The following is a 26442-nucleotide window of genomic DNA, read 5'->3' as shown; positions in this document are numbered from 1 at the left end:
CACCTTCCTTGGTGCTTGCGGATTTTTGCTCCTGCTATCTTTTATTAAGACGTTCCATCATCGATGAAAAATATCTGTTCGACAACCCAACCGATCTCTCCGGCAATTATTGGCTTGCTTATTTTTACTTTACTAAGCAGCTTAATGCCCCAACTCGTTTTGGCTCAAAGCCAAACCGGCAAGCCAGTAACATCCGAATATGATCCGGAGAACCTACGCAACAAAATCGAAGCACTTACCACCCGGGAAGGTATCGACGAAGGCGTAAAAGCCAAAACGCTTAAATATTATCAGTCCGCTTTAGATAATCTTGCCAATACCGGAGAGTTTAATTTTCGCAGCGAAAACTATCAAAAAGCCCTGCAACAAGCGCCCGACAGAATTAAAACCTTACAAAATGAAATCAAACAAACCCAACAAAAACTGGAGAAACAAAAGCAAGAGGACTTCAGTCACATCCCCATCGAAGAACTCGAGCAACGCCTGATTATCGAAAAAGGCAAAATTAGCAACCTCGACCAACAAATCAAAAGACTCGACGCGCTCTTAACCGAACAAAACAATCGTCCGCAGCAGATTCGCCAAGAAACGGTTGAGGCAAAACAAGACCTCGATGCCGCCCGAAATAAGCTCGAAATCCCGCCAACCGCTGTAGAATCGAAACTGGAAATCGAAGCCCGGCACATTCATTTAAAAACCTTGATCGAATCACGCACGGCCGAATTAAAAAAGCTGGAAATCGAGGCTGCCAGCAATCCGCTTAGGACCGAAGCCATCAAATCCGAACTGCAATTGTTGGATATACAGAAGAATTTGCTCGCCCCGGTTATCGCTGCAATAGAAAACACCCTGTCCGAACGCCGCCAACAAGAAGCCAAGGAAATGCAGGAAGCCCTCGACCAAGCCGAACGGGAATTGGCCGATAAACATCCGGTCATACAAGTCGTTACCCGTGACAACATTCAATACAGCCGCGATCTTCAGACCATCACAGCCAAGATAGAACAAAGCGGCGAACAGAAAAACAAAATCGATAGCAAATCCGCCGAAATTGAAACCGATTTCAAAAGTGCCGAACGTAAAATCAGCTTAGCCGGACTCAGTCCTGCACTCGGCAAAATACTTAGAGAACAACGGCGTAATGTACCTACCGCCGGGCAATTCTCATTTCAATCCCAGACCATCCAAGACGAAACCGCTCAAACCGGTCTTGCGCAATTCAAGGTTGAGGACCGACTGAAGCAATTGGCAGATATTGATCAGGAACTACATAGAATCATGGACTCGGAGGTCGACAGCAAGCTACCGGCCAATGAACGAATGATGATACAGGCCGAATTGCGCGTATTACTTAATAGCCAAAAAGATTTACTGAACCGATTATCGATTGCTTACACGACTTATTTGCGAAGCCTCGGCGATCTGGATTTCGCAAGACAACAAATGCTTAGTCAAGCTGAAAAATTTGCCGCTTATCTTGATGAACGTTTGTTGTGGGTACCGAGTTCAGCTCCGATCGATACCCATTACCTCATCGACTTATTCGGTTCATTTCAATGGCTGCTGTCGCCTCTAAACTGGTTAAGCTTTACAAAAGACATCGTTAAAGCCGCACTATCCAAATCGCTATTTAGCGCCTTTTCGATAATAATTCTGATCGCACTCATGACGATCAAGGCTAAGGTCAAACAGCAATTGACAGCCATTTCAAACCGAATCGGAAAAGTCTATACCGACAAATTTTCCTATACATTGATCGCGATGGGCGACATTTTCGTTTTAGCACTGCCTCTGCCCCTCCTGATTTTTTTAGTCGGCTGGTTATTGGTCGACAATCCTCATGTTGCCGACTTTAGTCAAGCAATCGGAGCAGGATTGCAAGCCGCTTCAATACCGTTATTAACGCTTTCGATTTTTTACCGACTGTTCGCACCGGAAGGCGTTGCTCAGCAACATTTTCAATGGAAGGCCAAAAATGCCGGGGTATTTCGCAAACAAATCGCTTGGGTACGATTTGTTGCCGTGCCGAGCGTGTTTCTGACCGAACTGAGCGGAAGCCCCGCTATAGCATCGCATAGCGATAATCTCGGACGACTGGCAGTCATTATCTTAATGCTTTCTTTAGCCGCGTTTTTATTCATTATCCTCAAGCCATCGAAAGGAGTGCTGCAGAATTACCTTGAAACGAATCCGAACGGATGGCTTTATCGATCGCGCTATATTTGGTATCCAGCGTCGGTCGTCATACCCCTAACCATTATCGGATTTGCGGCCGCAGGCTATTATCTAAGCGCTTTGGAATTGCAGCACAAATTGATCGTAACGCTGAGGATGATATTTATCAGTATTATTATTTATGACTTGGTGCTGCGTTGGCTAACTTTGGCTAACCGCCAACTAGCCCTGAAAAACGCACGGCAAAAACGCAAGACTGCTGCCGCGCAAAGTTCGAAACCGACAACCACTGGCTCGGAAGATAATGTTGTAACCGCCGAAGAAGAACTGCTGGATATCCCTAAGATCAATGCCCAAACCAAAGCGCTACTGAATGTTTTTATCGGATTTACGCTTATTATCGGATCATGGATGATATGGCGAAATATTCTGCCGGCCTTCGCGTTTCTCGACAACATCACGTTGTGGCAACACCTCGTCATGATTGATAACCAAGAAGCCTATCAGCCTATAACCCTGACCAATTTGTTTCTAGCCGGCCTCTATGCCTTCATTGTCGGTGTTGCGATCCGCAATTTTCCGGGCGTTATGGAGTTGTTGATTTTTCGGCGCATAACGGTCGATGCCGGTTTTCGCTATGCGGTCAATCACTTGGCCAAATATTTATTGATTTCGATCGGCTTTATCGTGGTCGCGAATGAACTAGGCGGCAGTTGGTCTCAGGTGCAATGGTTAGTCGCCGCACTCAGTTTAGGCTTGGGTTTCGGTCTGCAAGAGATCTTCGCGAACATGGTTTCCGGTATTATTATTCTGTTCGAGCGGCCGATACGAGTCGGCGATACCGTGACTATCAGCGATATCAGCGGCAAAGTCAGCCGCATTCAAATGCGTGCCACAACCATCACCGATTGGGATCAAAAGGAATTGATCGTACCGAACAAAGCATTCATCACCGAGAAAATGATCAATTGGACCTTGACCGATCCGACGACACGGGTAGTGATCCCAATCGGTATAGCCTATGGTTCCGATATCGAGCTAGCCCATAAAGTCATGCTGGAAACGGTTAGATCTACACCATTGGTTTTGCAAGATCCAGAACCCAGTGTGTTGATGCTTGGCTTCGGCGATAGTTCTTTAGATTTTTCTATACGGGTTTATGTTAGCGAATTGGGTCACCGACTGCCGGTTACCCATGATATTCATTTCCGAATTAATCATGCCTTCCGTGAACATCATATAGAAATTCCATTCCCGCAGCGCGACATACATGTACGCTCGATCGTCGAAAGACCGACAAGCGAGCCGACTCCGATTTTTGAGCCTAATACGAACATTCCGAGCTACTGAAAGGACTTACTCTCTTTTGATCGAAAAACTGTCTAAGACCAAAAGGTATGGGATGCGTCTACCGAGGACCGCACCCTAACCTCCCCGAGTGCTTTCATCATACGAAGTTGATTGCCAGGCCTTCATGAAATGCTATGTACCGGGTCTTTGACAGGCACGCAGTCGGCCGATATTTGTTCTACGGTGGACTAGATCAATCTTCGGTCCATTCCTGCAATGCACCGATGATGCTTTTGGCTTGATCCTTACTGGAAATGTTGAATTTGGATTTTTGCTGGTATTCGCCGTTGCGTTTTTGATAGCGGCGAATCGTATATTTATCGGGGCCGTAGGCTTCTTTCTTGCGATCCCAATCTTGGTAGCGATAGATCACCGTCGCCCATGCGCCTTTACTCAATACTTTTTTATCGAGTTCCTTGACGGTTTCAATACCGCCATCTTCGTAGGTGACAGTCAATTCATCTACAGTTTCAGCCATACAATCTCCAATGAGTTAATTTTTAAAAAACATCCAACCTACATCGTCTCTTTGTCATAAAAGAGCCGGTATTTCCCTATGCCGAACGCGCAATCCCGTAAATATTACCCACTCTTTTCTAATCGGGTTTTCCATCGGGTCTAGGCGCTAATAAAATCGGCGCGTAAACAAACACAAACAGAGCAAAGGCCGCCAACCAAGCCAGTGTCGAGATATAAACAAACTGACCATACCAAGCAGGTAACAAAGCGGGAAGAATAACCCTAACGAAAGCGGATAAATTCAACAGAACAAAAGCAATGACAATAACATTCGAAACCTTCATAACTCGCCCCGTATGCCCCAGTGATACTCTGACCATCATGCCCAAGGTCAACACACCGATTCCACCTAGCGTAAACGCATGCAAAACCAAAGAATACGAAATTTTTGCATAAGCGGCCAAAACGGTTAAGCCCAACCCCAAAATGATCCATCCATAACCGATATACAATATCCACAGCAGCGGCACATACCAAACTTGCCGCACATGCCAACCAGCAATACGCATAAGATTGATCACCAAAGCGGCAATAGCACTCACAGCAAGAATGTGCCCGGATATACCGGCCATTTGCAACAAGAAAACCGAGGCGACCGAAACAATCGACAAGACGTCTAAAAGCGGATTGCGAATCGCGATAACGCCCTTTAAGCCGCGTTCGGTAAAAAACGGAAAAACACGCCCGGCAACGACCAAAATCATCACGATGATAATAGCCAAAAGCATGTTGAGTCCCAACATGGCCGTACTTTCATAAACATCAAGCATTTCAAGGTGAACCAAGGCATTAGCCGTCGCCATCAACGCCAATAAGGCTATGAAAACCAAACTCTTGTTATGCCCGGATCGCAGAATCGGCCGACTGACCGAATAAGCCAACACCGGCAAAAAGGCAAAATCGGTCAACGCGATCAAAAATTCCGGTAATAGCTCGGCATAAAACGGCAAAATCCGGCCATACAACCAAAGCAAACAAAGTCCGGCCAAACTATCACCGCTTGCAGTTGCCTGTCCTGTCCAATTTTTCACGGCCGTTAACAAAAAACCGGCAATGACGGCCACCGAGTAACCGGCCAACATTTCATGTGCATGCCAGATATTCGGTGCATAATAATTTTGAACCGACAACTCGCCTTTATAGATGGCATTCCACAATAAAATCAGCAATAACGCGAATAAACCGGCCAATATAAAAAATGGCCTGAATCCCAGACCAAAAATCGGGTAATCAAATACAGGCGTCGAAGCATTATTGTTTTTGTTCATATTCCAGCCAATCCAGTTCAGCATCCGAGAAGCCGGCAATTATACGCATTTCGCGATTAAATGGGCCTTTCGGTTTGCCTTTGAAGTAATGATTGATGAGTTTTTTATAGGTTTCGCAGGGGTCGAGCGATTGTTGGCGGCACTGATAATCGAACCATTTCGAACCCAATTGCACATGACCGACTTCATCATTCAAAATTCGGGTTAAAATCGCAACACCATCAGCATGGCCTAATGCTTCAAGTTTTTCGATCATCGCCGGCGTTACATCCAGGCCGCGCGCTTCCAAACAACGAGGCACAATAGCCAATCTTGCTAACAAGTCGTACCGGGTATCATGTGCATGATCCCATAAACCGCCATGTGCCGGCAAATCGCCATAATCGTAACCGAGTGTCGCAAGATGGTCGCTTAATAACGTAAAATGTTGTGATTCCTCATCGGCTACTCGCAGCCAATCCCGATAAAACTCGTTGGGCAAGCCGCGAAATCGGTAAATAATATCCCAGGCCAGATAAATTGCAACGAACTCGATATGCGCCAAGGCATGAAAAAATGCCGCAAGGCCTTCCGGAGTCGTTAATTGCCGACGTGGCATTTGTTTCGGCGACAATAACCGAGGTTTATCGGGAAATTGCGTAGCTTCAATAGTCTTTGGCGTATCTACCGACTCATAGCTTAGTAAGTCGTCCTCGCAGTACCGCCAAGCCTGATGAGTGTGCAACAGTTTTTCCGGAATCGAGGCTTGGAACAAGCAACTTTCGGCTATTCGAAATATGTTTTTCATTACCAACGAATTCAAATGATGACTAAATTTAGGGACTTTTCACTTTTGGCTTCTTACTGCGGATTTATTTTTTGGCTGTCGCATCAACCTTCCCTGCCGGCGCCAATGTGGTTCGAACACCAAGACAAACTGTATCATGCCGGCGCCTATTTTATTCTGGCTTTATTTGCCTGGCGTTTTTTAAAACATTTTATTGCTAAACCGTGGCTCTTGGCAGTTGTTAGCCTTATTTTCTGCAGCTTATACGGAATCAGCGACGAATGGCATCAATCTTTCGTCGACGGACGTTCCTCGGATGTTTATGACTGGATTGCCGATACGATTGGCGCTGCAATTGCACTATTCGTTCTGTATAAATTCACAACGCGCGCCCGCTTCCGCTAAAATATTCTGTTTTTTAAAAGCAGGTTAACACGATGTCAAACAATATACGCATTGAAAGATGGAGCGGCAAAGATTTGGAGCAATACATCCCAGAACTAGCTCGCCTTCGTATCGAAGTTTTTCATGATTTTCCCTATCTTTACGATGGCGATTACGACTATGAAAAAAAATATCTACAAACCTATATTAATTGCCCGGAAAGCGTCATCGTATTGGCCTTCGATGGCGAAAAAATCATTGGCGCATCGACCGCGATTCCATTGAAATACGAAACCGACGAAGTCAAAAAACCTTTTATTGAAAACGGCTATAACCCGGACGAAATTTTTTATTGCGGCGAGTCGGTTTTGAATAAAAATTATCGAGGCCTCGGCATTGGCGTTAAATTTTTCGAGCAACGCGAAGCGCATGCCGATGACTTGGGCGGTTTCAAGCATATTTGTTTTTGTTGCGTCGAGCGGCCTGCCGACCATCCCCGCCGTCCGGCCGATTACATACCGCTCGACAAGTTCTGGAACAAACGCGGCTATTTCAAACACCCGGAACTGCAAACTACCTATACCTGGAAAGACCTGGACGATGAAACCGAAACCCCTAAGCTGATGACATTCTGGTTGAAACATGACAATTAAAATAGCGGCCGCACAATACGATATCGGTTTTCTCGAAAACTGGGCAAATTATCAAACCAAAATCGAATGCTGGGTTCAGGAAGCCGCCGATGAAGGCGCAAAAATTTTAGTGTTTCCGGAATACGGCAGCATGGAATTAGCTTCGCTTTTTTCGGAAGAAATATACCAATCTCTGGAAAAACAACTGGATGCCATGCAAAGCCTGCATGACGACTATGTCGACTTATATCGCTCGCTGGCGCAGCAATATTCTTGCTATATTCAGGCTGGAACTTTTCCAGTCAAAATCGAAAACGGAGACTATCGGAACCGCGCATACTTATTCTGGCCCGATGGTCGTTACGATTTTCAGGATAAACTGCAGATGACGCGCTTCGAAAACGAGCAGTGGTTGATTAAAAGCGGTGAAGCATTAAAATGTTTCGACACCGACTACGGCAAAATTGCGATCAATGTTTGCTATGACAGCGAATTTCCGCTGCTGGCTAGAAAACAAGTCGAATCCGGCGCGAATCTGATTTTGGTGCCGAGTTGTACCGACACCGTTGCAGGTTATCATCGAGTTAGAATTGGCTGTCAGGCAAGAGCCTTGGAAAATCAATGTTTTGTCGTACAGTCACCGACAGTAGGCAACGCTCCATGGTCCGAAGCGGTCGATGTCAACGTAGGTGCGGCAGCGATTTATACGCCGGTCGATCGAGGGTTTCCAGACAACGGTATTGCAGCGATTGGCGAATTGAATGCCACGCAATGGGTCTATGCCGATATTTCATTGGCCGGGATTGCAAAAGTTCGTGCAGAAGGCCAAGTCTTTAATTACAGAGATTGGCCTTTGCAAGAAAGATTCATTTAAAGCAAATCCGTTAGTGAAAAATAGACTCAAAGGAATAGCCGCCGAATTCCAATATTTCTTTGAGTCTTTTTAAACCGTCCATCTGAATCTGCCTGACTCTTTCCCGGGTGACTCCCAGCTCTTGAGCCACTTGTTCCAGAGTTGCGGATTCATGACCGCACAACCCATAGCGCCGGCAAATGACTTCGCGTTGTTTTTCCGAAAGCTGATAGATCCAGTTCGTTACATTATCCTTGATACCTTCTTCTTGCAGGGTTTCAGTTGGAGACATACTCCATTCATCAGAAATCGAATCCACCAACGGTTTATCGAAATCCTTTCCGGCTGGAACATCCACGGAGCTGACGCGCTCGTTCAGTTTGAGCATTTTTTCGACGGTTTTGACTGGCTTATCAAGATGACGGGCGATATCTTCGGCATTCGGCTCATGATCAAGTGTCTGCGCTAATTGCCTTTGCGCTTTGAGATAGACGTTCATCTCTTTAACAATATGAATAGGAAGCCTGATTGTGCGAGTCTGATTCATAATCGCTCTTTCGATGGTTTGTCTTATCCACCAAGTAGCGTAAGTTGAAAATCTGAATCCACGCTCGGGGTCGAATTTTTCAACAGCTCTAATCAAGCCGAGATTTCCTTCTTCGATCAGATCGAGCAACGGTAAACCTCGATTTAAATAACGACGAGAAATTTTAACGACTAAACGAAGATTACTTTCGATCATTATTTTACGAGCATCTTCATCGCCTCGTAAAACCCTTTTACCATACATTTTTTCTTGATCGGCAGTCAGTAACTTCGACCGACCCAGCTCATTTAAATAAAAGCGTGTAGCATCGAATGTGTAGTCATTTTGGGAATCATCAATCAGCACATCTTCTATAACAGGCACTTCATCGAGACACAAACTTTGATCATCATCGTCGTCGAAAACGAGATCATCCGAGAGTGTACCGTGCGGCTTAATGGAAGTAACCTCAACGAATTCTTCTTTCATTATTATTAACCCCCAGGTTAATCGGCTTTTGCCGAAGTGGTTTCGTCAATTTTTCGGCAAATACTCGATCGGATTCACCGGATTTCCGTTTTTTCTTATTTCGAAGTGCAGCGCGGCTTGCCCCGACGCCGATTTACCTACTTCAGCTATTTTTTGGCCCTTATCTACATACTCTCCTTCTTCGACCAGCAATAGACTGTTATTGGCATAAGCACTCATGTACGTTTCATTATGTTTAACGATGAGTAGATTTCCATAGCCGATCAAACCCGTACCGCTATAAACGACTTTACCCGCTTCCGTCGCCTTAACCGACTGACCTAAACGACCTGAGATATCTATTCCTTTTCTACCGGATTGGGAAAAGTTTTTTAGTATTATTCCGGTAATCGGCCACTGCCAGTGCAACTTTAACAGTTTTTTCTTATCATTTGAAACTATTGATTTTTTTTGTGACGAATTTCTCTTTTCAACTGGGGCCCGCACTAAGCTTCCCAGGTCATTTGAAGGTTTAACGATAGTAGGTTTTTCGGGACCTGGATCAAACATTTTGAGCCTCTGTCCGACCAATATTTTGTAAGGCGGTTTAATCCCATTCCAGGCAGCAAGCACCTGATACCCATGACCCGATCGAAACCCGATTGAATAAAGCGTATCGCCCGGTTGGACGACATAGTAACTGGAGTCAATAGTCGCTTTAGCCGGTTCAGGCCTTGATACGGAAGGGATTGTCGCCATTTCCGAATCCGGCAAAACAACCTGCCCACAAGAAACGGCGGCTCCGGCAAGCATCAATACCCGCCAATCGCGGCGTGCGACTAATTTAAATAAAAACATCAGGCTACATACTTTAGTAATAAATCTTTTGCTTGATTGATCTTAGACGACAAATAACCCGACCCTCCTCGATCCGGGTGTAATTTTTGCATCAACTTTCGATGAGCGGCAATAATATCCTGACGAGCCGCGCCTTGTTTTAATCCTAAAATCTCGTAAGCTTCTTCAATCGACATTGAGGCATTGCTAGAGCTCGAATAACTACGTCCTTGGCTGTTTTGTTGCTTACCCGATTTAAACATAAACCAAAGCTTCTGTAACGCCGGCGCGTAATGCAGCAAAGCCGGAGCAAGCCGGGACAAGACGGCAACCAAGATACCCAAAAATGCTATCAACCAATTCAGCTTTCCTGTCGCGCCAAGATATAGCAGAATCAATCCGACGAAAACGGCTATTATTAGTTTTGCATGACGAGCCACCACTTCAGGTGGACGACTTAAAAACCCGCGTAATAGCCAAAAAAGGGCGGCTAACGCCAGTATCGCCAAATAAATTCGAATCAAAATGTTCTCCGATTAAAATGATCCGCTTACTGAAATAATTGCATATTCAACCTTAGGATCATATCTTAGTTCCTAATTCTTCACGATTACAAAAATTAGTCGACCATGCTACAAACTCATATTCCTATCCTCGGTTTCGCAGCATTCAGCGGAACCGGTAAAACTACCTTATTGACACAACTAATACCCATTCTCAAAAATCATAAGTTACGAATCGGTTTGATCAAACATAGTCATCATAATTTCGAGATCGACCAACCGGGCAAGGACAGTTACCGACTGCGCAAGGCGGGTGCGATATCCGTGTTATTGGCATCAAAACACCGGCGCGCAATTATTACTGAAATCGAACCAGCTCAAGAACCTAAGCTTGCCGACCAGCTGCAAGTTATCGACCAAAGTAACCTGGACCTTATTCTAGTCGAAGGCTTCAAGGCTGAAATATTCCCAAAAATCGAAATCCATAGGCCGGCGCTTAACAAACCGCTGATATACCCAAACGATCCCAACATTATCGCCGTTGCATCGGATAGTCCGCTCGAATTACCCAAACATTTACCGGGTTTCGACTTAAATAATCCGGATATGATAGCCGATTACATTTTAAACCAATTCTTGGAGCGCAAGCATGATTGATGCCTGTATTCAAACAGAAGACCGCCTGCTGACCCTTGAAGAGACGCTAACCCGCATGAGATCGTCAATAGAGCCTATAAACGACGCTGAAAAGGTTAATTTGCACGATGCGTTAGGTAGAGTTTTGGCGGAATCGGCCATTTCACCTATCGATCTGCCTTATCATAATAATGCTTCAATGGACGGCTATGCGTTAGCCAGTTCCGATATCAATCCCGACCATCCGTTCAGCTTAAACCTAATCGGTACGGTATGGGCCGGGCGCCCCTACGAAGGAAGTATCTTACCCGGGCAATGCGTCAGAATTTTTACCGGCGGCGTGATACCGGAAGCACTCGATACCGTCGTCATGCAAGAGCACGTGCAAAGAATCGGCGAAACCGTCCATTTTCCGGCCAAGGTTCAAGCCTTGCAGCATGTCAGAATTGTCGGGGAAGATATCGCAAAAAATGCCATCCTGATAACCGCACCGAAACGACTCTCCGCTATCGATCTTGGTTTGCTGGCTTCTGCCGGCATTTATCAAGTCAACGTAAAACGCAAAATTAAGATCGCCATCCTATCGACCGGAGATGAATTGACGCCGCTTGGTCAACCCTTAACTTCCGGAAAAATATACGACAGCAATCGCTATATGCTGAGTGCATTACTAAAAGAAGAAGCCTTCTCAACTACTGATTTAGGCGTTGTGCCGGACGATAAAGCTCAACTCGAAAATCTATTAATTGCGGCAGCTGATACTCATGATGCGATCATAACCACCGGCGGCGCTTCAGTTGGCGAAGCTGATTTTATCCAAGAAATACTAGACAAAATCGGACGGGTCGAACTTTGGAAAATAGCGGTAAAACCCGGAAAACCGCTTGCATTTGGCTCGATCGGCGCTTGCCGATTTTTCGGATTACCGGGAAATCCGGTCTCGGTGGTTTTAGCTTTTCAGCGTATTGTCATACCGGGGCTTCAGTTCATGGCTGGAGTCTCACCGAAAAAACCGCTGCAATTAACTGCCATTTGCCGGGAATCAATCAAAAAATCGCCTGGCCGACTTGAGTTTATAAGGGGGATTTTATCGCAATCGGATAACGGCGAGCATCAGGTTCGCTCGGCGGGAAAACAAGGCTCACATATACTGTCAAGCATGAGCCAGGCTAATTGCTTCATTGTACTTCCCAGCAATTGCGAAGGCATAAAAAAAGGCGATAAGGTCGTCATCGAGCCTTTTTCAACCTGGATCGACTAAAAAATATGTGCACAATAAACTTCCTGAAACAGTAAGCATTGCCTCAAATATCAATATCTCGGTACCGAAGCGTCGCATTCACAAGACCATGCATCGATTCCTCCTCGTAGATTCAGTAATTTTCGAAACGAATGATGCTTTAAAAAAGACGCCGCCTGCTGACTACGTATGCCATGGTGACAAATTACGACAATTTCCTGATCGACATCCAGCTCATCCAACCGCTCGGGAATTTGATGCAACGGGATCAACACGCTACCTGCTATCCTGGCGTAAGCAAATTCATAAGGCTCTCTTACATCAAGCAAAAAGGGCGGGGTATCGCTTTGCAGCTTAACATTTAACTCGGTGGCGGAAATTTGTTGTATCGGCATATTTGATCTTCTATTTTTCAACTTTATTCAAAAAACGATCGCCATTGTAAGCCTTTTATACATATCAACAAATTCGGTATTTGCGAGAACTGTAATTGCCTTGTATGAAAAGTTCATTAAACATTAGTACCATTTTGGTGAACAATCCATCTATTTTTAATGCTATTGTTAACATCAATCCTGTTCAGTATAGTTAAACCGTAATTTAAACCTTTAACTAGATAAACGAGGATTCATCTAATGAGCGACTTCCAAAAAGACATTTTAACTGGCGCGGTATTTGTCACCGGTGTACTTGGCTTTGTTTCCGGAGAATTCATACTCTCTTCTACGTTATTTGCCACGGCCGCCATTGCCGGAAACATTAACGCGACTCACAAACGCAATAAAAGTGAGCGCCTGTGATATATGACTGATTTAAGTAACACCGACACTTCAACTTTTAACTTCAGAGCTTCCAAGTCTAGCTTCTTGGAAGCTCTTTCTCTTTGAGCCATTAGATCATTATCAGCTCCGGAAGGAAATAGGCTTTTCCTAATTGACGGATCTAAAACCGGCGCAGAAAACCCTACCGGCTCATCAATTATTTATAATCATAATTGCCGACCTGACTAAGCCCCCCCCCCCCATTAAAATAAAACAAAAAGCTTAAAACCTTACTCAATAACGTTACGTTATTTCCCTACTGACTTAACAATCTAAGTTGTTATACCCTATAAACAACCTAATCAATTTCGAATTCCGAACGATCACGACCTTGTTCAACTAAAGACTGGAGCCATTTAGGCATAACACCACGTCCAGTCCATGTTTTGTCGGGGTCGTTTGGATGTCGATATTTAACAGGTACTTTAATGCCTTTTCTAGCGGATTTTTTTTCATCATCAATAAATTCAACGGTAACATTGATAGATGCAGCAAGTTCTTTTATCTGATTTATAACTTCTTTACGTTTATTTGCTTGCTTGGCTTTAAGCGCTTTTTCAGCATTTAAAATAACAGCTTGTAATTCATTTTCTGAAAGATTCTGAAAATCGGTCATGCGTAAATTCCCACTTAATGTAAAGTTTCATTTTATTAAGATCCAAAAAAACTCAAGTTAACATGGCAAATGCTTAAGTCGTCGGTTTACACATAATCACATGAAACAAATGATTATGCTTTGTAAATAGATTTTCCAGTGTTCAAAGATTAATACACCTAAAATGATTTTTCTTTATTCAAGGAAACTATTGAATAATTGTAACTAAAAAAACATCAAATGAGCAACAACTCAAAGTTTTAATAAAAACAAATTAAGCCAAATGACTTTTAAATCAAATTTAGTTTGTTTATCAGGTTATTTTCGCATCGCCCCGAGCAGTAGAGGTTGGAGTTTAGCAGTTAGGGATGATAAATAGGAAAATCAAACAAGAACCTTACCGATACCATAGATATTATTTGTAATTATTCTGACCCCTCCGTTTAAAACAAGCTGGAACTTTGCCTCCCCTTTGGAAAAGGGAGGATTGAGGGGGATTTATTTAAAAAATCTTCCCTAACCCCTCTTTTTCAAAGAGGGGGACTGAATATTTACCCTTGGGGGACCAATGTAGTGGAGACACTCATGACCTAAGGAAGAAAGGGGTTTAAGAAAGGAGCTGAATATTTACATTTATTTTAATCACTCATCACCTCGAAAATAATTTCGTTATAAATTAATCCATTTTTATCTATTAATTGAACCATCCAATGCCCGACATCCGAATAAATCAATACCCTGTTACTCGAGACTCTCCAACGATTACCTTGCGGATTAATAGGTATTTTCCCAACGACCACACCATCTTTAACCCACTGATGAAAAAACGATTCGCTTTTCATATCTTTGAGCTCAGTAAAATAGTAAAGTTGAATTGACTTTTTTTCTCCGATAATGAAGGGTGAAACTAACTCTTTTACCGGTTCTTTGTTAACAATGGCATTAGTTAATAAGCCCCTAGTAACCTTATAATGGCTTATTGTCTTAAATCGCTGGTCAATTGGAGCTTTTTTTGTCGACTCAGAAATAACCTCTATATTCCGGCGATCTTTATCGGTAGTCGGCTGATCTTTTTTCTCAGTTACTTTTTTTTCAGCTAGAGAAACCCCCTTCTCTATTCCTTTGGGCGAAGCCTGATCGGTTTTTCTGTCAACTTTATCTTCTAATCCATTACTCAGATAAAAATAAGGAATTACTATAAATAAAATAGCAATAATTACAGCCAATACGATTCGCCTGACATTCCAGATAACAATTTCGGAAGGCGCCGAGTTTCTCGGCATATTGCCTTGTTCTCTTCCGGATCGATTAATTTTGATTACAATTTTTTTTGCATTTGCCATAAACTTTTCCCGGTCCACTAAGTCACAACCTTGCGCCGCCGCATTCAGTCATGTAGGCTGGTTTTTATAACAGGCGGCACTTTAATACTTGGTAATATAGCATTTTCCCCCTAAGATATCGGCATTGGCTTCAGATTAAACGGAAATCATCCATGAGCGAACTCCTCAAGTTATTTCAAGAATCTTCCGCACTTTATGGCGGAAACGCCGTATTTATCGAAGACTTATATGAAAAGTACCTGCAAAACCCCGACTCGGTCGACCCCAGTTGGAGACACACGTTCAAGAATCTGCATAACGGCATGGCACAGGAGATCATCCATAGTCCGATCGTTGACAGATTCGCCAGCCTAGCCCAACAATCTCAAGGCCGCCTGGCTAAGTTGCAAGGCTTTACCGAAGAAAGCGTAAAAAAACAATCGGCGGTCGCGCGGCTTATCAATCATTACCGGGTTAGAGGTCATCAAATTGCCGACAATAATCCACTGAATAAATCGATTCCATCAGTTCCGGATCTTGAGCCTGCGTATTACGGACTGACCGAGCTCGATATGGATACACTTTTCGATACCGGCACACTCTATGGTGAAGACAGACTTCCGCTCAGAGAAATCCTGAGCAGACTGAAAGAAATTTATTGTGGTAGCATCGGTAGCGAATACATGCATATCGTGGATACCGATGTCAAACGCTGGATTAAAAACCGGCTCGAAGGCACCCGCGCCAAGCCAAACTTAACAGCCGAGGAAAAACTATCCATCCATAAGCAATTGACTGCGGCGGAAGGCATCGAAAAATATTTGCATCGCACTTTTGTCGGGCAAAAAAGGTTTTCACTGGAAGGCGGCGAGTCTCTGATCCCTTTTTTAGATAATATCGTACAACGCGGCGGCGACAAGCAAATCAAGGAAATCGTCATCGGCATGGCCCATCGCGGGCGTTTGAATGTCTTGGTCAATATTCTTGGAAAAAACCCAAGCGTCCTATTCGACGAATTCAAAGGCATGCACACCTCAACGCCCGGCATGAATTCCGGCGATGTGAAATATCACATGGGATTTTCGTCGGATATTGCCACCCCCGGCGGGCCTATTCATGTCACGCTGGCCTTCAATCCATCGCATTTGGAAATCATCAACCCGGTCGTCGAAGGTTCGGTTAAAGCCCGTCAAGATCGTTACGGTCCCAATAGCTTCAACACCATCCTGCCTATTTTAATCCACGGCGACGCCGCCTTTTCCGGACAAGGCGTTGTCATGGAAACCTTAAACATGGCTGGAACCCGTGCTTACTCAACCGGCGGCACCATTCATGTCGTCATCAACAACCAAGTCGGATTCACCACCAGCAACCCAAGAGATGCCCGTTCGACCTATTACTGCACCGACATTGCCAGCATGGCGCAAATCCCGGTCTTCCATGTCAATGGAGACGACCCCGAAGCGGTGTCATTCGTCGCGCAATTGGCCTTGGATTTTCGGATGACTTTCAACCGGGATGTTGTCATCGACTTGATATGCTATCGGAGATTAGGCCACAACGAGGCCGATGAACCGGCAACAACCCAACCATTGATGTATCAAAAAATCCGCAAACATCAGACCACTCAGCAAATCTATGCTCAAAAACTCATATCCGAAGCGTTGATCACGCCTGAAGAGGATCAAAATATCGAAAATGATTATGTGTCAATGCTGGAAGCCGGCATGGTCGTGTCGCGCCCCGTTCTCAGCAACAAGGTTTATTCCTATTCGGCGCTTTGGGAAAAATACCATCACGCTAAGTGGACTGCTTCTTGTAAAACTTCGGTATCGCTCGATGTACTCCGGTTCTGTAATAAAAGGTCACAGTGCCTGCCGACCGGTTTCGAATTACACCCCAGGGTTGCCAAAATCATGGATAGCCGAAATAAAATGGCTGCCGGTGCTCAACCTCTGGACTGGGGGTTTGCCGAAAACATGGCTTATGCCACCTTGCTGTTGGAAAAACGTAATGTGCGCTTGACCGGACAAGATGTCGGCCGAGGTACTTTTTTTCACAGACATGCCGTTTTACATAACCAGATTGACGGCAAAACCTACTTGCCGATCAACCACCTGGATTCCGAACAAGGCCGAGCTTACATCTACGACTCGTTACTTTCCGAAGCGGGCGTATTGGGTTTTGAATATGGCTACAGTACTACCGCCCCTGAAACCCTGGTAATTTGGGAAGCACAGTTCGGCGATTTCGCCAACGGAGCCCAGGTGGTCATCGACCAATTTATTAGTTCGGGCGAAACAAAATGGGGGCGTTTGAGCGGTCTCGTGATGCTGCTGCCGCACGGCTACGAAGGACAAGGCCCGGAACATTCATCCGCGCGTCTGGAGCGCTATCTGCAGCTTTGCGCCGAACAAAACATCCAAGTTTGCGTACCGACGACTCCGGCACAAATCTTTCATCTTCTCCGCCGACAATTACTACGCCCTTATCGGAAACCGTTAATCGTCATGACTCCGAAAAGCTTACTGCGACACAAGCTTGCCGTATCATCGCTTGAATGTCTCACTAAAGGCAGATTTCAGACGGTCATCAGTGAAATTGACCCGATTAAACCGGATAAGGTAACTCGTCTGATACTGTGTTCCGGCAAAGTGTATTATGATCTTTTGGAAGCCAGACGAGAGCACGAACTCGATCATGTCGCGATTGTCAGGATAGAACAACTGTATCCGTTTCCAAATAATCGGTTTAAACAAGAAATCGATCGTTTCCCGAATTTGGAACACTTGATTTGGTGCCAGGAAGAGCCCAAAAATCAAGGCGCTTGGTATCAGATCCGACACCATTTCGTCGATACGCTGGCAACCGAAATCAATCTGCAATATGCCGGACGCCCGGCTTCCGCAGCGCCCGCCGTAGGCAATTTCAAGAAGCATCTTGAACAACAGCAACAGGTTGTTAACACCGCTTTGTTTGGAAAACACACAGGAAAATAACATGAGCATTGAAGTCCTCGTTCCTAATCTGCCTGAATCCGTTTCCGATGCCACACTCATTAACTGGCAAAAAAAACCCGGGGATAGAGTCACAAAAAACGAAAATCTCGTCGATCTCGAAACCGATAAAGTCGTACTCGAAGTGCCAGCGCCCGAATCAGGCGTTTTAACGAAAATCCTGAAAAACGACGGCGACATTGTGGTCGGTAGCGAAGTGCTAGCCATCATCGACCCGCAAGGCGCCGCGACTGAAGAAACCGCCGTTACGCCTGCAAGCGATGCCGACAATTTACCGCAACAGGCCGCTGAAAAAGCACCGGAATCCGCGTCGGCCAACATTCCTTTGAGTCCCGCGGTCCGAAGGCTCGTCGTTGAAAAAAACCTCGACCCGTCGGCTATTAGCGGCTCGGGAAAACACGGCCGCATCACCAAGAACGACATTCTCGAATATTTGCAGGACGAACCTGTTCTCGAAACATCGTCCCGTACAAAAACACTGCCGGAAACCGTAAAAACGGATTCGAAACCGGCCACGATTCCGGCTGCATTGAGGCCCGAACAACGGGTCCCAATGACTCGGCTTAGAGCCAAAATTGCCGAACGCTTGCTGCAAGCGCAACAAAACGCCGCGATGCTAACGACTTTCAACGAAGTCGACATGCATCATGTGATGGATTTACGAAACCAATATAAAAACCGCTTCGAGCAAACGCACAATATCAAATTGGGCTTCATGTCTTTTTTCGTCAAAGCATCGATCGAAGCCTTGAAAAAATTTCCGACTATCAATGCCTCGATTGACGGTAACGACATCATTTATCACGGCTACTATGACATCGGAATCGCGGTCAGTACGCCGCGCGGCTTGATCGTTCCGGTTCTTCGCGATGCTGATCAACTGGATTTCGCCGGCATCGAAAAAAATATCGCCGATTTCGGCAAAAAAGCCAAAGAGGGCAACATTAGTTTTGAAGACCTGACCGGCGGTACGTTTACGATAACCAATGGCGGCATTTTCGGTTCAATGCTATCGACTCCGATTTTAAATCCGCCGCAATGCGCGATCTTAGGTATGCACGCAATCAAGGATCGACCCGTCGTTGAAAATGGACAAATAGTCGTTAGACCGATCATGTACCTTGCCTTATCTTACGATCATCGCTTGGTCGACGGCCGCGAAGCGGTGCAATTTTTGGTCACCATTAAAGAGTGCCTGGAATCTCCGGCGCACTTATTGCTTAACATATAAACGGTTCACTGCCATGTCAAAACCCGAATCAACTTATGATGTTATCGTAGTCGGCGCCGGCCCTGCCGGCTATGTCGCCGCGATCCGAGCCGCCCAATTGGGGCTGAAAACAGCCTGTGTTGATCATTGGACCAATATCGATGGCGATCCTTGTCTGGGCGGGACTTATATCAACGCCGGCTGTGTTTCTTCGATGGCGCTGCTCGAGTCGGCCAAGATCTACGATTTAATGCGGCATGGGCTTGCCGATCACGGCATATCGGTCGACAACATAAAGCTGGACCTGTCGAAGATGATAGGCCGAAAAAATGAAAAAGTAGCGCGATTAAGCCGGCAAATCCTCAATATTTTCGCCGAAAAAAAAATCAATTATTATCATGGCCAAGGCAAGCTACTCAACGCCGACCAGGTCAGCGTATCACCCGCCGACGGCGCCAAACCAATCATACTCAATGCGCCCAACATAATACTGGCAACCGGCTCCACTTCCATCGAGCTCCCGTGTGCGCCGATCGACAACGAGTTTATCGTCGATACGACCTATGCGCTTAACATGACCAATATTCCCAAAAGACTCGGAATCATCGGGTCGGGTGTCATCGGTCTGGAGCTTGCAGGAATATGGAAACGCTTGGGTTCCGAAGTGATTTTGCTGGAGGCGCAAGAATCTTTTTTACCGATCGTCGATCACCAAATCGCAGCAGAGGCCTATAAAATCTATTCCGAACAAGGTTTGGATTTACGTTTGGGAGCTCGCGTCACCTCGGCTAAAAAAACTAATAACAAGGTCGTCGTGGACTATCAAAATCCAGAAGGCAGCCATACGCTACGACTCGACAAACTGATCGTAGCTACGGGTAGAAAGCCTAATTCGGAAAATATTGCAGCCCCCGAAGCCGAACTGCTTTTGGATGAAAACGGGTATATCCATGTCGACGAAAACTGCTGCACAACGGTCCCCGGCGTTTATGCGATCGGCGATTTAACCTTGCTTGGGCCGATGCTGGCGCATAAAGGCTTAGAAGAAGGCGTATTCGTAGCCGAGCATATCGCCAACCGGCACAATCCGATCAACTATAACATCATGCCGAGCGTCATCTATACCGACCCTGAAATCGCCTGGGTCGGACAAACCGAACAAGCACTACAAGCCATTGGGCAAAAATATCGTACCGGCACATTCACATTGAAATCCAATGGCCGGGCCGAATCGATCGACAGAACCGAAGGTCTGGTCAAAATCATCACACATGCGGAAACCGACTTGATTCTAGGCATACACTTCATCGGAGCCAATGCTTCCGAATTAATTGCCGAAGCGGTTCTAGCGATGGAATTCTCGGCCAGCGGCGAAGACCTAGCTAGAACCATACACGCCCATCCCACCATTTCGGAAGTCTTGCATGAGGCAGCACTAGCAATAGAAAACCGATCCTTGCATCTTCCTTGATATGGTTTTTTGGCAAATAATATAAAAGCCGAGAACAAACAGGTTGGGCGTACGTCTTTAGTCTATATATTCGAACCTTTAACCTAACGTTCATGAAGGCCCGGCCATCGCCCCAACAAATGAAAGTTCGGGCGTGTGGGGAGGGTACGGTTACTCGCCCGACAGGACGCCGTGAATACGTCCTTGTAGGCTCGACGGCGGCTGTCCCTGCCGCCGACGCCTGTCAGTCGAGCAACCGCACCCTCTTCGGAACCGGCATTTTCGTTGCTGAGCTTTTGCATATCGAAAAATTAGATAAAGAGACCAAATCTACGAACTTTCACAGTAACGTTCATGAAGAAGCTTTCATCACCCCGGACGATGAAAGCTTGAGGCGTGCAGGGTGCGAACACTCGTCAGACAGGACGCCGTACCCAGCACTTAAATTCCATAGCCTATTCGCCATGATTGATTACAGAGATAATTTAGGTGCTGGGTAAATACGTCCGTGTAGGCTCGACGGCGACTAGAACGCACTCTCTTCGAAACCGACATTATGTTGCATATCGAAAGATTAGATAAAAGGGTCTAAATCTACGAACTTTCACAGTAATTCAGCAGCCAGTCCGCGAAACAGAAGCGGACCGAATAGTTTCCGCTTTAAACTTCTATTTAACTTAACTTAAAACTAAAGAGCAATAACATGGAAATATTACTTATCGGAGCCGTATTAATGATTTTCGCGGTATTGGCCTCGGCATGGCTCATGACCTTTGCCAAATGGTTTCCTATCGAAGGCATCGACGGCGGCTTTCTAAAAGACTATAAAACGATGGTCAGAGCCCATGTCGATTTTGTACTGATGGCACTGTTTTGTTTAGCTTTTTATGCGGTAAAAATTCCGCTGCCGGTTTTGGCCTGCTGGCTTGTCGTCATCGGCGGAATGACTAATCCCGGCGTTTTCGTTATCGCGGCTTTCGACCCCAATTTTTGGGATAAACCCATTTGGAAAGCTTATACGATTGTCAGTTTTGCGATAACAACGATCGGTTTCGTATGGGTCGGACTGACTCTTTTGAATTTCGCCTTGTAATGTTTCAGTTTCCCACGACTCTTAAACTTTGAAAGTATTGGCGAATACATCATGAAGACAATGAAGAAAAGGCTATAAAATCGACGATCTAATTCTTCGTGTCACGTTACTCCTCATGGTTATTTCGTAATATTGAATCCAAGTCCATTTAATAATGCAGCATAGCAAACTTTTATTGACTCAGGGAGCAGCCAATGGCCTTTCATGCAATCAACCCCGTTGACGGTAGCACTATACTGACCTTGGACAACTGGGAAGCGTCCCGGTTGTCCAAGGCAATGGATGTTGCCGAACTGGCAGCCGGGCCGTGGGCCGACACGCCGATCAAAAAACGTTGTGCGCTGATGCATAAGGCAGCAGAGGTCTTGCGGGCACGTCAAGAAGAGCTGGCCACGATCATCACCCAGGAAATGGGTAAGCTGATCAAGGAATCGCGCGGTGAGATCGAGAAGTGTGCCTGGGTATGTGAGTACTATGCCGAACACGGGCCGGGGTTCCTCGAAGATGAACATATCGAAACCGACGCCGCCAAGAGCCTGGTCGCTTATCAGCCGTTGGGGATCATCCTGGCGGTGATGCCATGGAACTTCCCATTCTGGCAGGTCTTTCGCTTTGCGGCTCCGGCACTGGTGGCGGGTAATACCGGATTATTGAAACACGCCTCGAATGTGCCGCAGTGTGCGCAGGCAATTGAATCTGTGTTTAAGGAGGCCGGCTTTCCCGTAGGGGTCTTCACGACACTGATGATCGGATCAGTACAGGTACGTGGTGTGATCGATGATCCACGAGTCAAGGCTGTGACCTTGACCGGCAGTGAGCCGGCCGGAAAATCGGTGGCGGAAGCAGCCGGTGCGAATATTAAAAAATCCGTTCTGGAACTGGGCGGGTCGGATGCCTTTATCGTGCTGGATGATGCCGATTTGGAACTGGCAGTAAAGCAGGGTGTGACCTCGCGTTATATGAATGGTGGCCAGAGCTGTATCGCGGCCAAGCGGTTTATCGTGGTGGATGCGATTGCCGATGCATTTCTGGAAAAATTCAAAGCCGCTGTAGAAGATCTGCGTACGGGTGATCCAATGAGTGTAGATACCACCCTGGCACCAATGGCGCGCCATGACCTGCGCGATGAATTACATAAGCAGGTGATTGAAAGCATCGAGGCGGGCGCGAAGGTTATCACCGGTTGTGCACCGGAAGCCGGCAGTGGTGCTTATTACCAAGCCTCCATTATTGATCATGTTAAACCCGGTATGCGTGCCTGGCACGAAGAACTGTTCGGCCCGGTCGCAATCGTGATTCGCGCCAAGAATGAAGATGATGCAGTGTCTATTGCCAACCGCAACGACTTCGGCCTAGGCGGCAGTGTCTGGACGCAAAGCAACGCGCGCGGTGAACGCGTGGCGCGGCAGCTAAAATGCGGTGCGGCATTTGTGAACGGCTTGGTAAAAAGCGATCCGCGGATGCCGTTTGGTGGTATCAAACGTTCCGGTTATGGGCGTGAGTTATCGCATCATGGTATTCGCGAGTTTGTGAATGCCAAGACGATCTGGATTAAATGATTACTACTGTCATTGCGAGGAGCCTTGGAAAGACGACGCAAAACGGGTACCAGGACTGGCAATCAAGCATCTATACTCAAACTAACAGGCAGCTATCCCCAAACCTTACGCCGGTCGGCGCTTTGCTAAATCTTACAGCAACTCCTATGTGGATGGTTACTTGCTTTATGGGTCGAGGGTTCGCATACGACCCAAACCGGTCTCTTAATTTAGATGTTTGACTGTCGATTGAGTTGGTAATTGCGGTCATTCAAAACGTGGCTTTGGAATTATCCCGATCGGTTTATCATGAATGAAAAATAGGTTATACTGTTTAGAGCATCTAGCGTTGAAGCAGCATTCTTGACAATAAAGCAGGAAAAGCCGTATGTTAGCCCGGTCGGGACAATAATTTGTTAGCACCTAAAGTCAACCAGTCTGTGATGCTTTATGAAAATCCTAAATAACGAAGAAAATCTCGCCTCTTTCCTTGAGGATATTCGTGAGCGAGAAGTTACCATTGTCTCTGCATTCGCTAGCGGTACAGAAAGCGTTATTGACTTGCTGCTTGATCATGGAAACAGGTTGGAATTATTGATTGGAACTATAAACTCATTTTCATCTCCAGATTTATTTGATCATTGTAAGAACATTGCAAATGATAATTTCTCTCTGTTTGTCGATTTTGGCTATCAAAGTAGCATTCATTGGAAGCTTTATTTGATAGAACCGGAAACGGTAATAATTGGCAGTGCCAATTTTACTGTTACCGGTTTGAGTCTGATGCGAGACACGTGCGTTGTAATAGAAAATAAGACGCTATTGGAAAGCTATATAAAGGAATTGGCTGCAATTAAATCATCAAACAATGTAGTTAGTTGCGATGGAGCGCATTTTGAGGATTATCTCCAAAAGTACAGAGAGAACCATCGCCGTATGCAGGCCGGAAGAGCTAGATCTGTACGGGCAGGCGATGGAAATGAGTGGCTTTCCGCAGAGGAAAATCAGCTAATACCTGTTTTAATTTGGGACTCCAGACATACCAAAGACACCATTGAGGAAGCACATAAACTGCTGAAAGAGGACTCAGATGAAGAACCGGCTTCCATGTTACGGGATTTCTTTACATACGACTGCGACGAGGCAGATCTCCCATATAGCCAAGGTGATCTTGTACTTTGTATGAATAGCAAAGGGTCATATGCAGATTTCTATTCATTCGATAGGATCCTCCATGAAGATGGGATTAACTATATTTATTCATATAAGCAAAAACGTTACACGCGCCCATTTAGATTAAGCAACGAAATCAAGAGTGAGATTAAAAATAGAGTTGGAGATTGGTATGAACGAGAGATTACGGAGCTTGGAAGAGCCGAAATTCAAGACGTTATAAAGAGTGCTAACAAATAGCTCCAGCTGACCATGGCGTTATGCGCTTCTGCGACACAATCTGTCGTTCGGGTAGCGTAAGCTGAAAGAAAAAGGAGCAAAAGGGAAAAGTTATGTCGAATTTCGATAAAAACTTTGAAGCAGCACGCCTTGCCATGCTGGCTAAGCAACATTCGGACATTGTGAAAGTTACAGGTGAGGTGGTTTTCCGTGCAGAAGATGATGAAGACCGCTTGAGTGGCACGTCTTGGACACTTGAAGAGGATATTTTCGATCAGGTTACGGAGTCTGGTTTCAAGTTGCATCTGATTGAGCTTCTAGATGTTTTTATTGCACACCGAGGCCAATGTAACGAGTTGCCAAAAAAAGAAGGGATTGTTCGCTTCGCTGGTGGTGACTTGAGCATCGAATGGTTGCCAGATGGCTCAACTCACCTTTCCAAAGGAGACTCGTAATGGAGGCGCTGCTTGATGAGTATGGTAGGATTTTAAGAGAGCTAAAATTTGACTCATTTAACCATAATGAAGATAAGTACTCTGGTGTATTCTTGCCTGCCCCGTTTGATGAGTACTGGAACTCTAGCCTAAAAATAATGTTGGTTGGCCGAGAAACTTCTGGTTGGAATACAGACAATCAAAAGAATACAATCAAGCGTATAGCAGAGTTTTCTGAAAATAATAAAATTTCCGATCTTGTGCAAGAGGCCACTGGGCGTTACAAAATACATCTACCAGTGAGTAAGGACGGGAAAGTTATTACAAAAACTCGAAGTCGTTTTAAGCAGTACTTTTTTCGGCTGGCGAAGGAGCTTGAAATTAACCCTAAGTCAATTATTTATGGGAATTTATTTGCTTGGGACTACAACAAAAAAAGCCCTAGAACACGCCCGAAAAATGAGCTAGAAGAAATAACAGAAATTTCTAAAAAGCTTCTTGCAGCTCAGATAAAATGCTTGAGGCCAGACGTGATTATTTTTGCTGCTGGCTTTGTTGGTGTTGATCAAGTAATAAGGGATCTATTCGAAGAGCACTTTAGTGGCTATGAAAATGGCGAAGTTATATCTGGTAAATACTGGGAGTTTAGGCCATTTAATAGCGAATTTTCAAATATTGAATGTTTTAGAATTGCTCACCCGAGAGCAACTCACGGACATGGAGAGTTCCGAGAAAAAGTGATTCAGAGTATTAAAGCTCGTGCTGCTGACTAAAAATAGTTCGCATAACAAAGCATTGCAGCGGACAAGCCGCTGAATGCGGCGTTAGAGCTGATCGTAGTGACCACCAATAGCGAAGATATAAATGGACCTTTCGTCAAACCGATATATCAAACGATCTCTTTGTGATATCCGCTTGGACCAAAGGCCAGAGAGGTTGTGCTTAAGTGGCTCAGGCCTCCCTAAACCTGAAGCAGGGTCGTTTGAACGCAGCATTTCCTTGAGTAATTTACACAAAGCCTTGTGCAATTGTTTGTCCTTCTCGCGCATAGTTTCATACGCTTCCCAGGATTTGCCTTCAAATACCTGTGATCTCATTCATTTGCTCTTCAGTCGGTATATAGCCTTTACCACGGTTGTGGGTTTCAAGGGAGTAGGCAATCTGTTGCATGAGGCTCTGGCTTTGAAGAACATGAAGCGTTTCTTGCTCTCGCTCCCAGTCGTCGGCGCTCATTACAACGAATGCCTCTCCGGCTCGTCGAGTTACCTTGAGTGGTTCATGCCTGCTAACCACTTGTTCTACAACGCTCTTCAGGTTGTCTCTAAATTTGTTTACACTGATTGTATCCATGATGGCACCTTGATGTACGGAGTTTCCGTACAAGTATACGTCAAGTGCCCTAACAAGGCCAAG

The 26442-nt window shown here is 45.5% G+C and carries 26 protein-coding genes; 15 read left to right on the top strand and 11 right to left on the bottom strand.

The genetic code is table 11. The features are described from left to right. Positions 1 to 144 precede the first annotated feature (144 nt). Entirely contained in the window at positions 145 to 3525 is a 3381-nt protein-coding gene (locus METBU_RS0103730; RefSeq protein WP_235726375.1) for a mechanosensitive ion channel domain-containing protein, read from the top strand. Between the two features lie 193 nt (positions 3526 to 3718). On the opposite strand, the gene METBU_RS0103725 is transcribed toward METBU_RS0103730, so the two are convergent. The 3 genes from METBU_RS0103725 to METBU_RS0103715 all read right to left on the bottom strand — a co-directional run bounded on the left by METBU_RS0103725 (position 3719) and on the right by METBU_RS0103715 (position 6099). Continuing rightward, positions 3719 to 4003: a hypothetical protein gene (locus METBU_RS0103725; protein WP_017839351.1), complete on the bottom strand. Its 285-nt coding sequence runs from the start codon at positions 4001 to 4003 to the stop codon at positions 3719 to 3721. 118 nt (positions 4004 to 4121) lie between these two features. Further along, positions 4122 to 5312, bottom strand: coding sequence for an NnrS family protein (locus tag METBU_RS0103720; protein ID WP_017839350.1), 1191 nt, complete (start codon positions 5310 to 5312; stop codon positions 4122 to 4124). Further along, complete coding sequence (locus METBU_RS0103715) at positions 5296 to 6099, bottom strand: ferritin-like domain-containing protein (RefSeq protein WP_017839349.1); 804 nt, start codon at positions 6097 to 6099, stop codon at positions 5296 to 5298. The genes METBU_RS0103720 and METBU_RS0103715 overlap by 17 nt, the downstream gene beginning before the upstream one ends. Positions 6100 to 6114: 15 nt before the next feature. Between METBU_RS0103715 and METBU_RS0103710 the strand changes: the two genes are divergently transcribed. The 3 genes from METBU_RS0103710 to METBU_RS0103700 are packed head-to-tail and all read left to right on the top strand — an operon-like array spanning position 6115 to position 7968. After that, positions 6115 to 6483, top strand: coding sequence for a VanZ family protein (locus METBU_RS0103710; RefSeq protein WP_235726374.1), 369 nt, complete (start codon positions 6115 to 6117; stop codon positions 6481 to 6483). A gap of 32 nt (positions 6484 to 6515) precedes the next feature. Further along, a complete protein-coding gene (locus tag METBU_RS0103705) occupies positions 6516 to 7115 on the top strand; it encodes a GNAT family N-acetyltransferase (RefSeq protein ID WP_017839347.1) in 600 nt (199 codons plus the stop codon). Then, entirely contained in the window at positions 7105 to 7968 is an 864-nt protein-coding gene (locus METBU_RS0103700) for a carbon-nitrogen hydrolase family protein (protein WP_017839346.1), read from the top strand. The genes METBU_RS0103705 and METBU_RS0103700 overlap by 11 nt, the downstream gene beginning before the upstream one ends. Positions 7969 to 7978: 10 nt before the next feature. On the opposite strand, the gene rpoS is transcribed toward METBU_RS0103700, so the two are convergent. The 3 genes from rpoS to METBU_RS0103685 are packed head-to-tail and all read right to left on the bottom strand — an operon-like array spanning position 7979 to position 10302. After that, positions 7979 to 8962, bottom strand: coding sequence for an RNA polymerase sigma factor RpoS (gene rpoS, locus METBU_RS0103695; protein ID WP_017839345.1), 984 nt, complete (start codon positions 8960 to 8962; stop codon positions 7979 to 7981). Positions 8963 to 9007: 45 nt separating this feature from the next. Then, positions 9008 to 9799 carry a peptidoglycan DD-metalloendopeptidase family protein gene (locus METBU_RS0103690; RefSeq protein WP_017839344.1) on the bottom strand — a complete coding sequence of 264 codons (792 nt, stop codon included), beginning with the start codon at positions 9797 to 9799 and terminating at the stop codon, positions 9008 to 9010. After that, positions 9799 to 10302, bottom strand: coding sequence for a DnaJ domain-containing protein (locus METBU_RS0103685; protein ID WP_017839343.1), 504 nt, complete (start codon positions 10300 to 10302; stop codon positions 9799 to 9801). Before METBU_RS0103685 ends, METBU_RS0103690 begins: the two co-directional genes overlap by 1 nt. A 105-nt stretch (positions 10303 to 10407) precedes the next feature. On the opposite strand from METBU_RS0103685, the gene mobB reads away from it, so the two are divergent. Next, on the top strand, positions 10408 to 10938 hold the full coding sequence (gene mobB, locus METBU_RS0103680) for a molybdopterin-guanine dinucleotide biosynthesis protein B (RefSeq protein WP_017839342.1): 531 nt from the start codon (positions 10408 to 10410) through the stop codon (positions 10936 to 10938). Further along, positions 10931 to 12178 carry a molybdopterin molybdotransferase MoeA gene (moeA, locus tag METBU_RS0103675; protein WP_017839341.1) on the top strand — a complete coding sequence of 416 codons (1248 nt, stop codon included), beginning with the start codon at positions 10931 to 10933 and terminating at the stop codon, positions 12176 to 12178. Before mobB ends, moeA begins: the two co-directional genes overlap by 8 nt. A gap of 50 nt (positions 12179 to 12228) precedes the next feature. Here the strand turns inward: moeA and METBU_RS0103670 are convergent, their stop codons facing one another. Further along, complete coding sequence (locus METBU_RS0103670) at positions 12229 to 12552, bottom strand: rhodanese-like domain-containing protein (RefSeq protein WP_017839340.1); 324 nt, start codon at positions 12550 to 12552, stop codon at positions 12229 to 12231. A gap of 240 nt (positions 12553 to 12792) precedes the next feature. Here METBU_RS0103670 and METBU_RS27925 point away from each other — a divergent pair, with 240 nt between their 5' ends. Beyond that, entirely contained in the window at positions 12793 to 12957 is a 165-nt protein-coding gene (locus tag METBU_RS27925) for a hypothetical protein (protein ID WP_017839339.1), read from the top strand. Between the two features lie 319 nt (positions 12958 to 13276). On the opposite strand, the gene METBU_RS0103660 is transcribed toward METBU_RS27925, so the two are convergent. Then, a complete protein-coding gene (locus METBU_RS0103660; RefSeq protein WP_017839338.1) occupies positions 13277 to 13594 on the bottom strand; it encodes an H-NS histone family protein in 318 nt (105 codons plus the stop codon). Between the two features lie 617 nt (positions 13595 to 14211). After that, on the bottom strand, positions 14212 to 14916 hold the full coding sequence (locus METBU_RS0103655) for a DUF2914 domain-containing protein (RefSeq protein ID WP_017839337.1): 705 nt from the start codon (positions 14914 to 14916) through the stop codon (positions 14212 to 14214). Positions 14917 to 15068: 152 nt separating this feature from the next. On the opposite strand from METBU_RS0103655, the gene METBU_RS0103650 reads away from it, so the two are divergent. The 8 genes from METBU_RS0103650 to METBU_RS0103610 all read left to right on the top strand — a co-directional run bounded on the left by METBU_RS0103650 (position 15069) and on the right by METBU_RS0103610 (position 25802). Then, on the top strand, positions 15069 to 17894 hold the full coding sequence (locus METBU_RS0103650; protein ID WP_017839336.1) for a 2-oxoglutarate dehydrogenase E1 component: 2826 nt from the start codon (positions 15069 to 15071) through the stop codon (positions 17892 to 17894). 1 nt (position 17895) lies between these two features. After that, on the top strand, positions 17896 to 19143 hold the full coding sequence (gene odhB, locus METBU_RS0103645) for a 2-oxoglutarate dehydrogenase complex dihydrolipoyllysine-residue succinyltransferase (protein ID WP_017839335.1): 1248 nt from the start codon (positions 17896 to 17898) through the stop codon (positions 19141 to 19143). 13 nt (positions 19144 to 19156) lie between these two features. Next, positions 19157 to 20593, top strand: coding sequence for a dihydrolipoyl dehydrogenase (gene lpdA / locus METBU_RS0103640; protein WP_017839334.1), 1437 nt, complete (start codon positions 19157 to 19159; stop codon positions 20591 to 20593). Positions 20594 to 21275: 682 nt separating this feature from the next. Then, positions 21276 to 21665 (top strand): hypothetical protein, encoded by a 390-nt coding sequence (locus tag METBU_RS0103630; RefSeq protein ID WP_017839332.1) that lies wholly within the window; start codon positions 21276 to 21278, stop codon positions 21663 to 21665. Between the two features lie 194 nt (positions 21666 to 21859). Continuing rightward, positions 21860 to 23224, top strand: a complete 1365-nt coding sequence (locus METBU_RS0103625; protein WP_017839331.1) for an NAD-dependent succinate-semialdehyde dehydrogenase — start codon at positions 21860 to 21862, stop codon at positions 23222 to 23224. 429 nt (positions 23225 to 23653) lie between these two features. Further along, entirely contained in the window at positions 23654 to 24616 is a 963-nt protein-coding gene (locus METBU_RS0103620; RefSeq protein WP_017839330.1) for a phospholipase D family protein, read from the top strand. 92 nt (positions 24617 to 24708) lie between these two features. Then, positions 24709 to 25050 carry a hypothetical protein gene (locus METBU_RS0103615; RefSeq protein WP_017839329.1) on the top strand — a complete coding sequence of 114 codons (342 nt, stop codon included), beginning with the start codon at positions 24709 to 24711 and terminating at the stop codon, positions 25048 to 25050. Continuing rightward, entirely contained in the window at positions 25050 to 25802 is a 753-nt protein-coding gene (locus tag METBU_RS0103610) for a hypothetical protein (protein ID WP_017839328.1), read from the top strand. The genes METBU_RS0103615 and METBU_RS0103610 overlap by 1 nt, the downstream gene beginning before the upstream one ends. Before the next feature lie 51 nt (positions 25803 to 25853). Here the strand turns inward: METBU_RS0103610 and METBU_RS0103605 are convergent, their stop codons facing one another. Together METBU_RS0103605 and METBU_RS0103600 are read right to left on the bottom strand one after the other, a co-directional pair. After that, positions 25854 to 26078 (bottom strand): Txe/YoeB family addiction module toxin, encoded by a 225-nt coding sequence (locus METBU_RS0103605; protein WP_235726448.1) that lies wholly within the window; start codon positions 26076 to 26078, stop codon positions 25854 to 25856. A gap of 28 nt (positions 26079 to 26106) precedes the next feature. Then, positions 26107 to 26379 carry a type II toxin-antitoxin system Phd/YefM family antitoxin gene (locus tag METBU_RS0103600; RefSeq protein WP_026130013.1) on the bottom strand — a complete coding sequence of 91 codons (273 nt, stop codon included), beginning with the start codon at positions 26377 to 26379 and terminating at the stop codon, positions 26107 to 26109. Positions 26380 to 26442: the final 63 nt, after the last annotated feature.

Source organism: Methylotuvimicrobium buryatense 5G, from assembly GCF_000341735.1.
In the GTDB taxonomy this organism is placed as follows: Bacteria; Pseudomonadota; Gammaproteobacteria; order Methylococcales; family Methylomonadaceae; genus Methylotuvimicrobium; species Methylotuvimicrobium buryatense.
This window is presented reverse-complemented; position numbering and strand designations above follow the sequence as displayed.

What these genes read in the sequence shown, in the direction of transcription:
- METBU_RS0103600 (WP_026130013.1), bottom strand. Translation starts at nt 26,379, where the DNA reads ATGGATACAATCAGTGTAAACAAATTTAGAGACAACCTGAAGAGCGTT.
- lpdA (WP_017839334.1), top strand. Translation starts at nt 19,157, where the DNA reads ATGTCAAAACCCGAATCAACTTATGATGTTATCGTAGTCGGCGCCGGC.
- METBU_RS0103725 (WP_017839351.1), bottom strand. Translation starts at nt 4,003, where the DNA reads ATGGCTGAAACTGTAGATGAATTGACTGTCACCTACGAAGATGGCGGT.
- METBU_RS0103710 (WP_235726374.1), top strand. Translation starts at nt 6,115, where the DNA reads ATGATGACTAAATTTAGGGACTTTTCACTTTTGGCTTCTTACTGCGGA.
- METBU_RS0103620 (WP_017839330.1), top strand. Translation starts at nt 23,654, where the DNA reads ATGAAAATCCTAAATAACGAAGAAAATCTCGCCTCTTTCCTTGAGGAT.
- rpoS (WP_017839345.1), bottom strand. Translation starts at nt 8,962, where the DNA reads ATGAAAGAAGAATTCGTTGAGGTTACTTCCATTAAGCCGCACGGTACA.
- METBU_RS0103625 (WP_017839331.1), top strand. Translation starts at nt 21,860, where the DNA reads ATGGCCTTTCATGCAATCAACCCCGTTGACGGTAGCACTATACTGACC.
- METBU_RS0103605 (WP_235726448.1), bottom strand. Translation starts at nt 26,078, where the DNA reads ATGCGCGAGAAGGACAAACAATTGCACAAGGCTTTGTGTAAATTACTC.
- METBU_RS0103700 (WP_017839346.1), top strand. Translation starts at nt 7,105, where the DNA reads ATGACAATTAAAATAGCGGCCGCACAATACGATATCGGTTTTCTCGAA.
- METBU_RS0103610 (WP_017839328.1), top strand. Translation starts at nt 25,050, where the DNA reads ATGGAGGCGCTGCTTGATGAGTATGGTAGGATTTTAAGAGAGCTAAAA.
- METBU_RS0103660 (WP_017839338.1), bottom strand. Translation starts at nt 13,594, where the DNA reads ATGACCGATTTTCAGAATCTTTCAGAAAATGAATTACAAGCTGTTATT.
- METBU_RS0103670 (WP_017839340.1), bottom strand. Translation starts at nt 12,552, where the DNA reads ATGCCGATACAACAAATTTCCGCCACCGAGTTAAATGTTAAGCTGCAA.
- mobB (WP_017839342.1), top strand. Translation starts at nt 10,408, where the DNA reads ATGCTACAAACTCATATTCCTATCCTCGGTTTCGCAGCATTCAGCGGA.
- METBU_RS0103715 (WP_017839349.1), bottom strand. Translation starts at nt 6,099, where the DNA reads ATGAAAAACATATTTCGAATAGCCGAAAGTTGCTTGTTCCAAGCCTCG.
- odhB (WP_017839335.1), top strand. Translation starts at nt 17,896, where the DNA reads ATGAGCATTGAAGTCCTCGTTCCTAATCTGCCTGAATCCGTTTCCGAT.
- METBU_RS0103720 (WP_017839350.1), bottom strand. Translation starts at nt 5,312, where the DNA reads ATGAACAAAAACAATAATGCTTCGACGCCTGTATTTGATTACCCGATT.
- METBU_RS0103690 (WP_017839344.1), bottom strand. Translation starts at nt 9,799, where the DNA reads ATGTTTTTATTTAAATTAGTCGCACGCCGCGATTGGCGGGTATTGATG.
- moeA (WP_017839341.1), top strand. Translation starts at nt 10,931, where the DNA reads ATGATTGATGCCTGTATTCAAACAGAAGACCGCCTGCTGACCCTTGAA.
- METBU_RS0103655 (WP_017839337.1), bottom strand. Translation starts at nt 14,916, where the DNA reads ATGGCAAATGCAAAAAAAATTGTAATCAAAATTAATCGATCCGGAAGA.
- METBU_RS0103615 (WP_017839329.1), top strand. Translation starts at nt 24,709, where the DNA reads ATGTCGAATTTCGATAAAAACTTTGAAGCAGCACGCCTTGCCATGCTG.
- METBU_RS0103650 (WP_017839336.1), top strand. Translation starts at nt 15,069, where the DNA reads ATGAGCGAACTCCTCAAGTTATTTCAAGAATCTTCCGCACTTTATGGC.
- METBU_RS0103705 (WP_017839347.1), top strand. Translation starts at nt 6,516, where the DNA reads ATGTCAAACAATATACGCATTGAAAGATGGAGCGGCAAAGATTTGGAG.
- METBU_RS0103730 (WP_235726375.1), top strand. Translation starts at nt 145, where the DNA reads ATGCCCCAACTCGTTTTGGCTCAAAGCCAAACCGGCAAGCCAGTAACA.
- METBU_RS0103630 (WP_017839332.1), top strand. Translation starts at nt 21,276, where the DNA reads ATGGAAATATTACTTATCGGAGCCGTATTAATGATTTTCGCGGTATTG.
- METBU_RS27925 (WP_017839339.1), top strand. Translation starts at nt 12,793, where the DNA reads ATGAGCGACTTCCAAAAAGACATTTTAACTGGCGCGGTATTTGTCACC.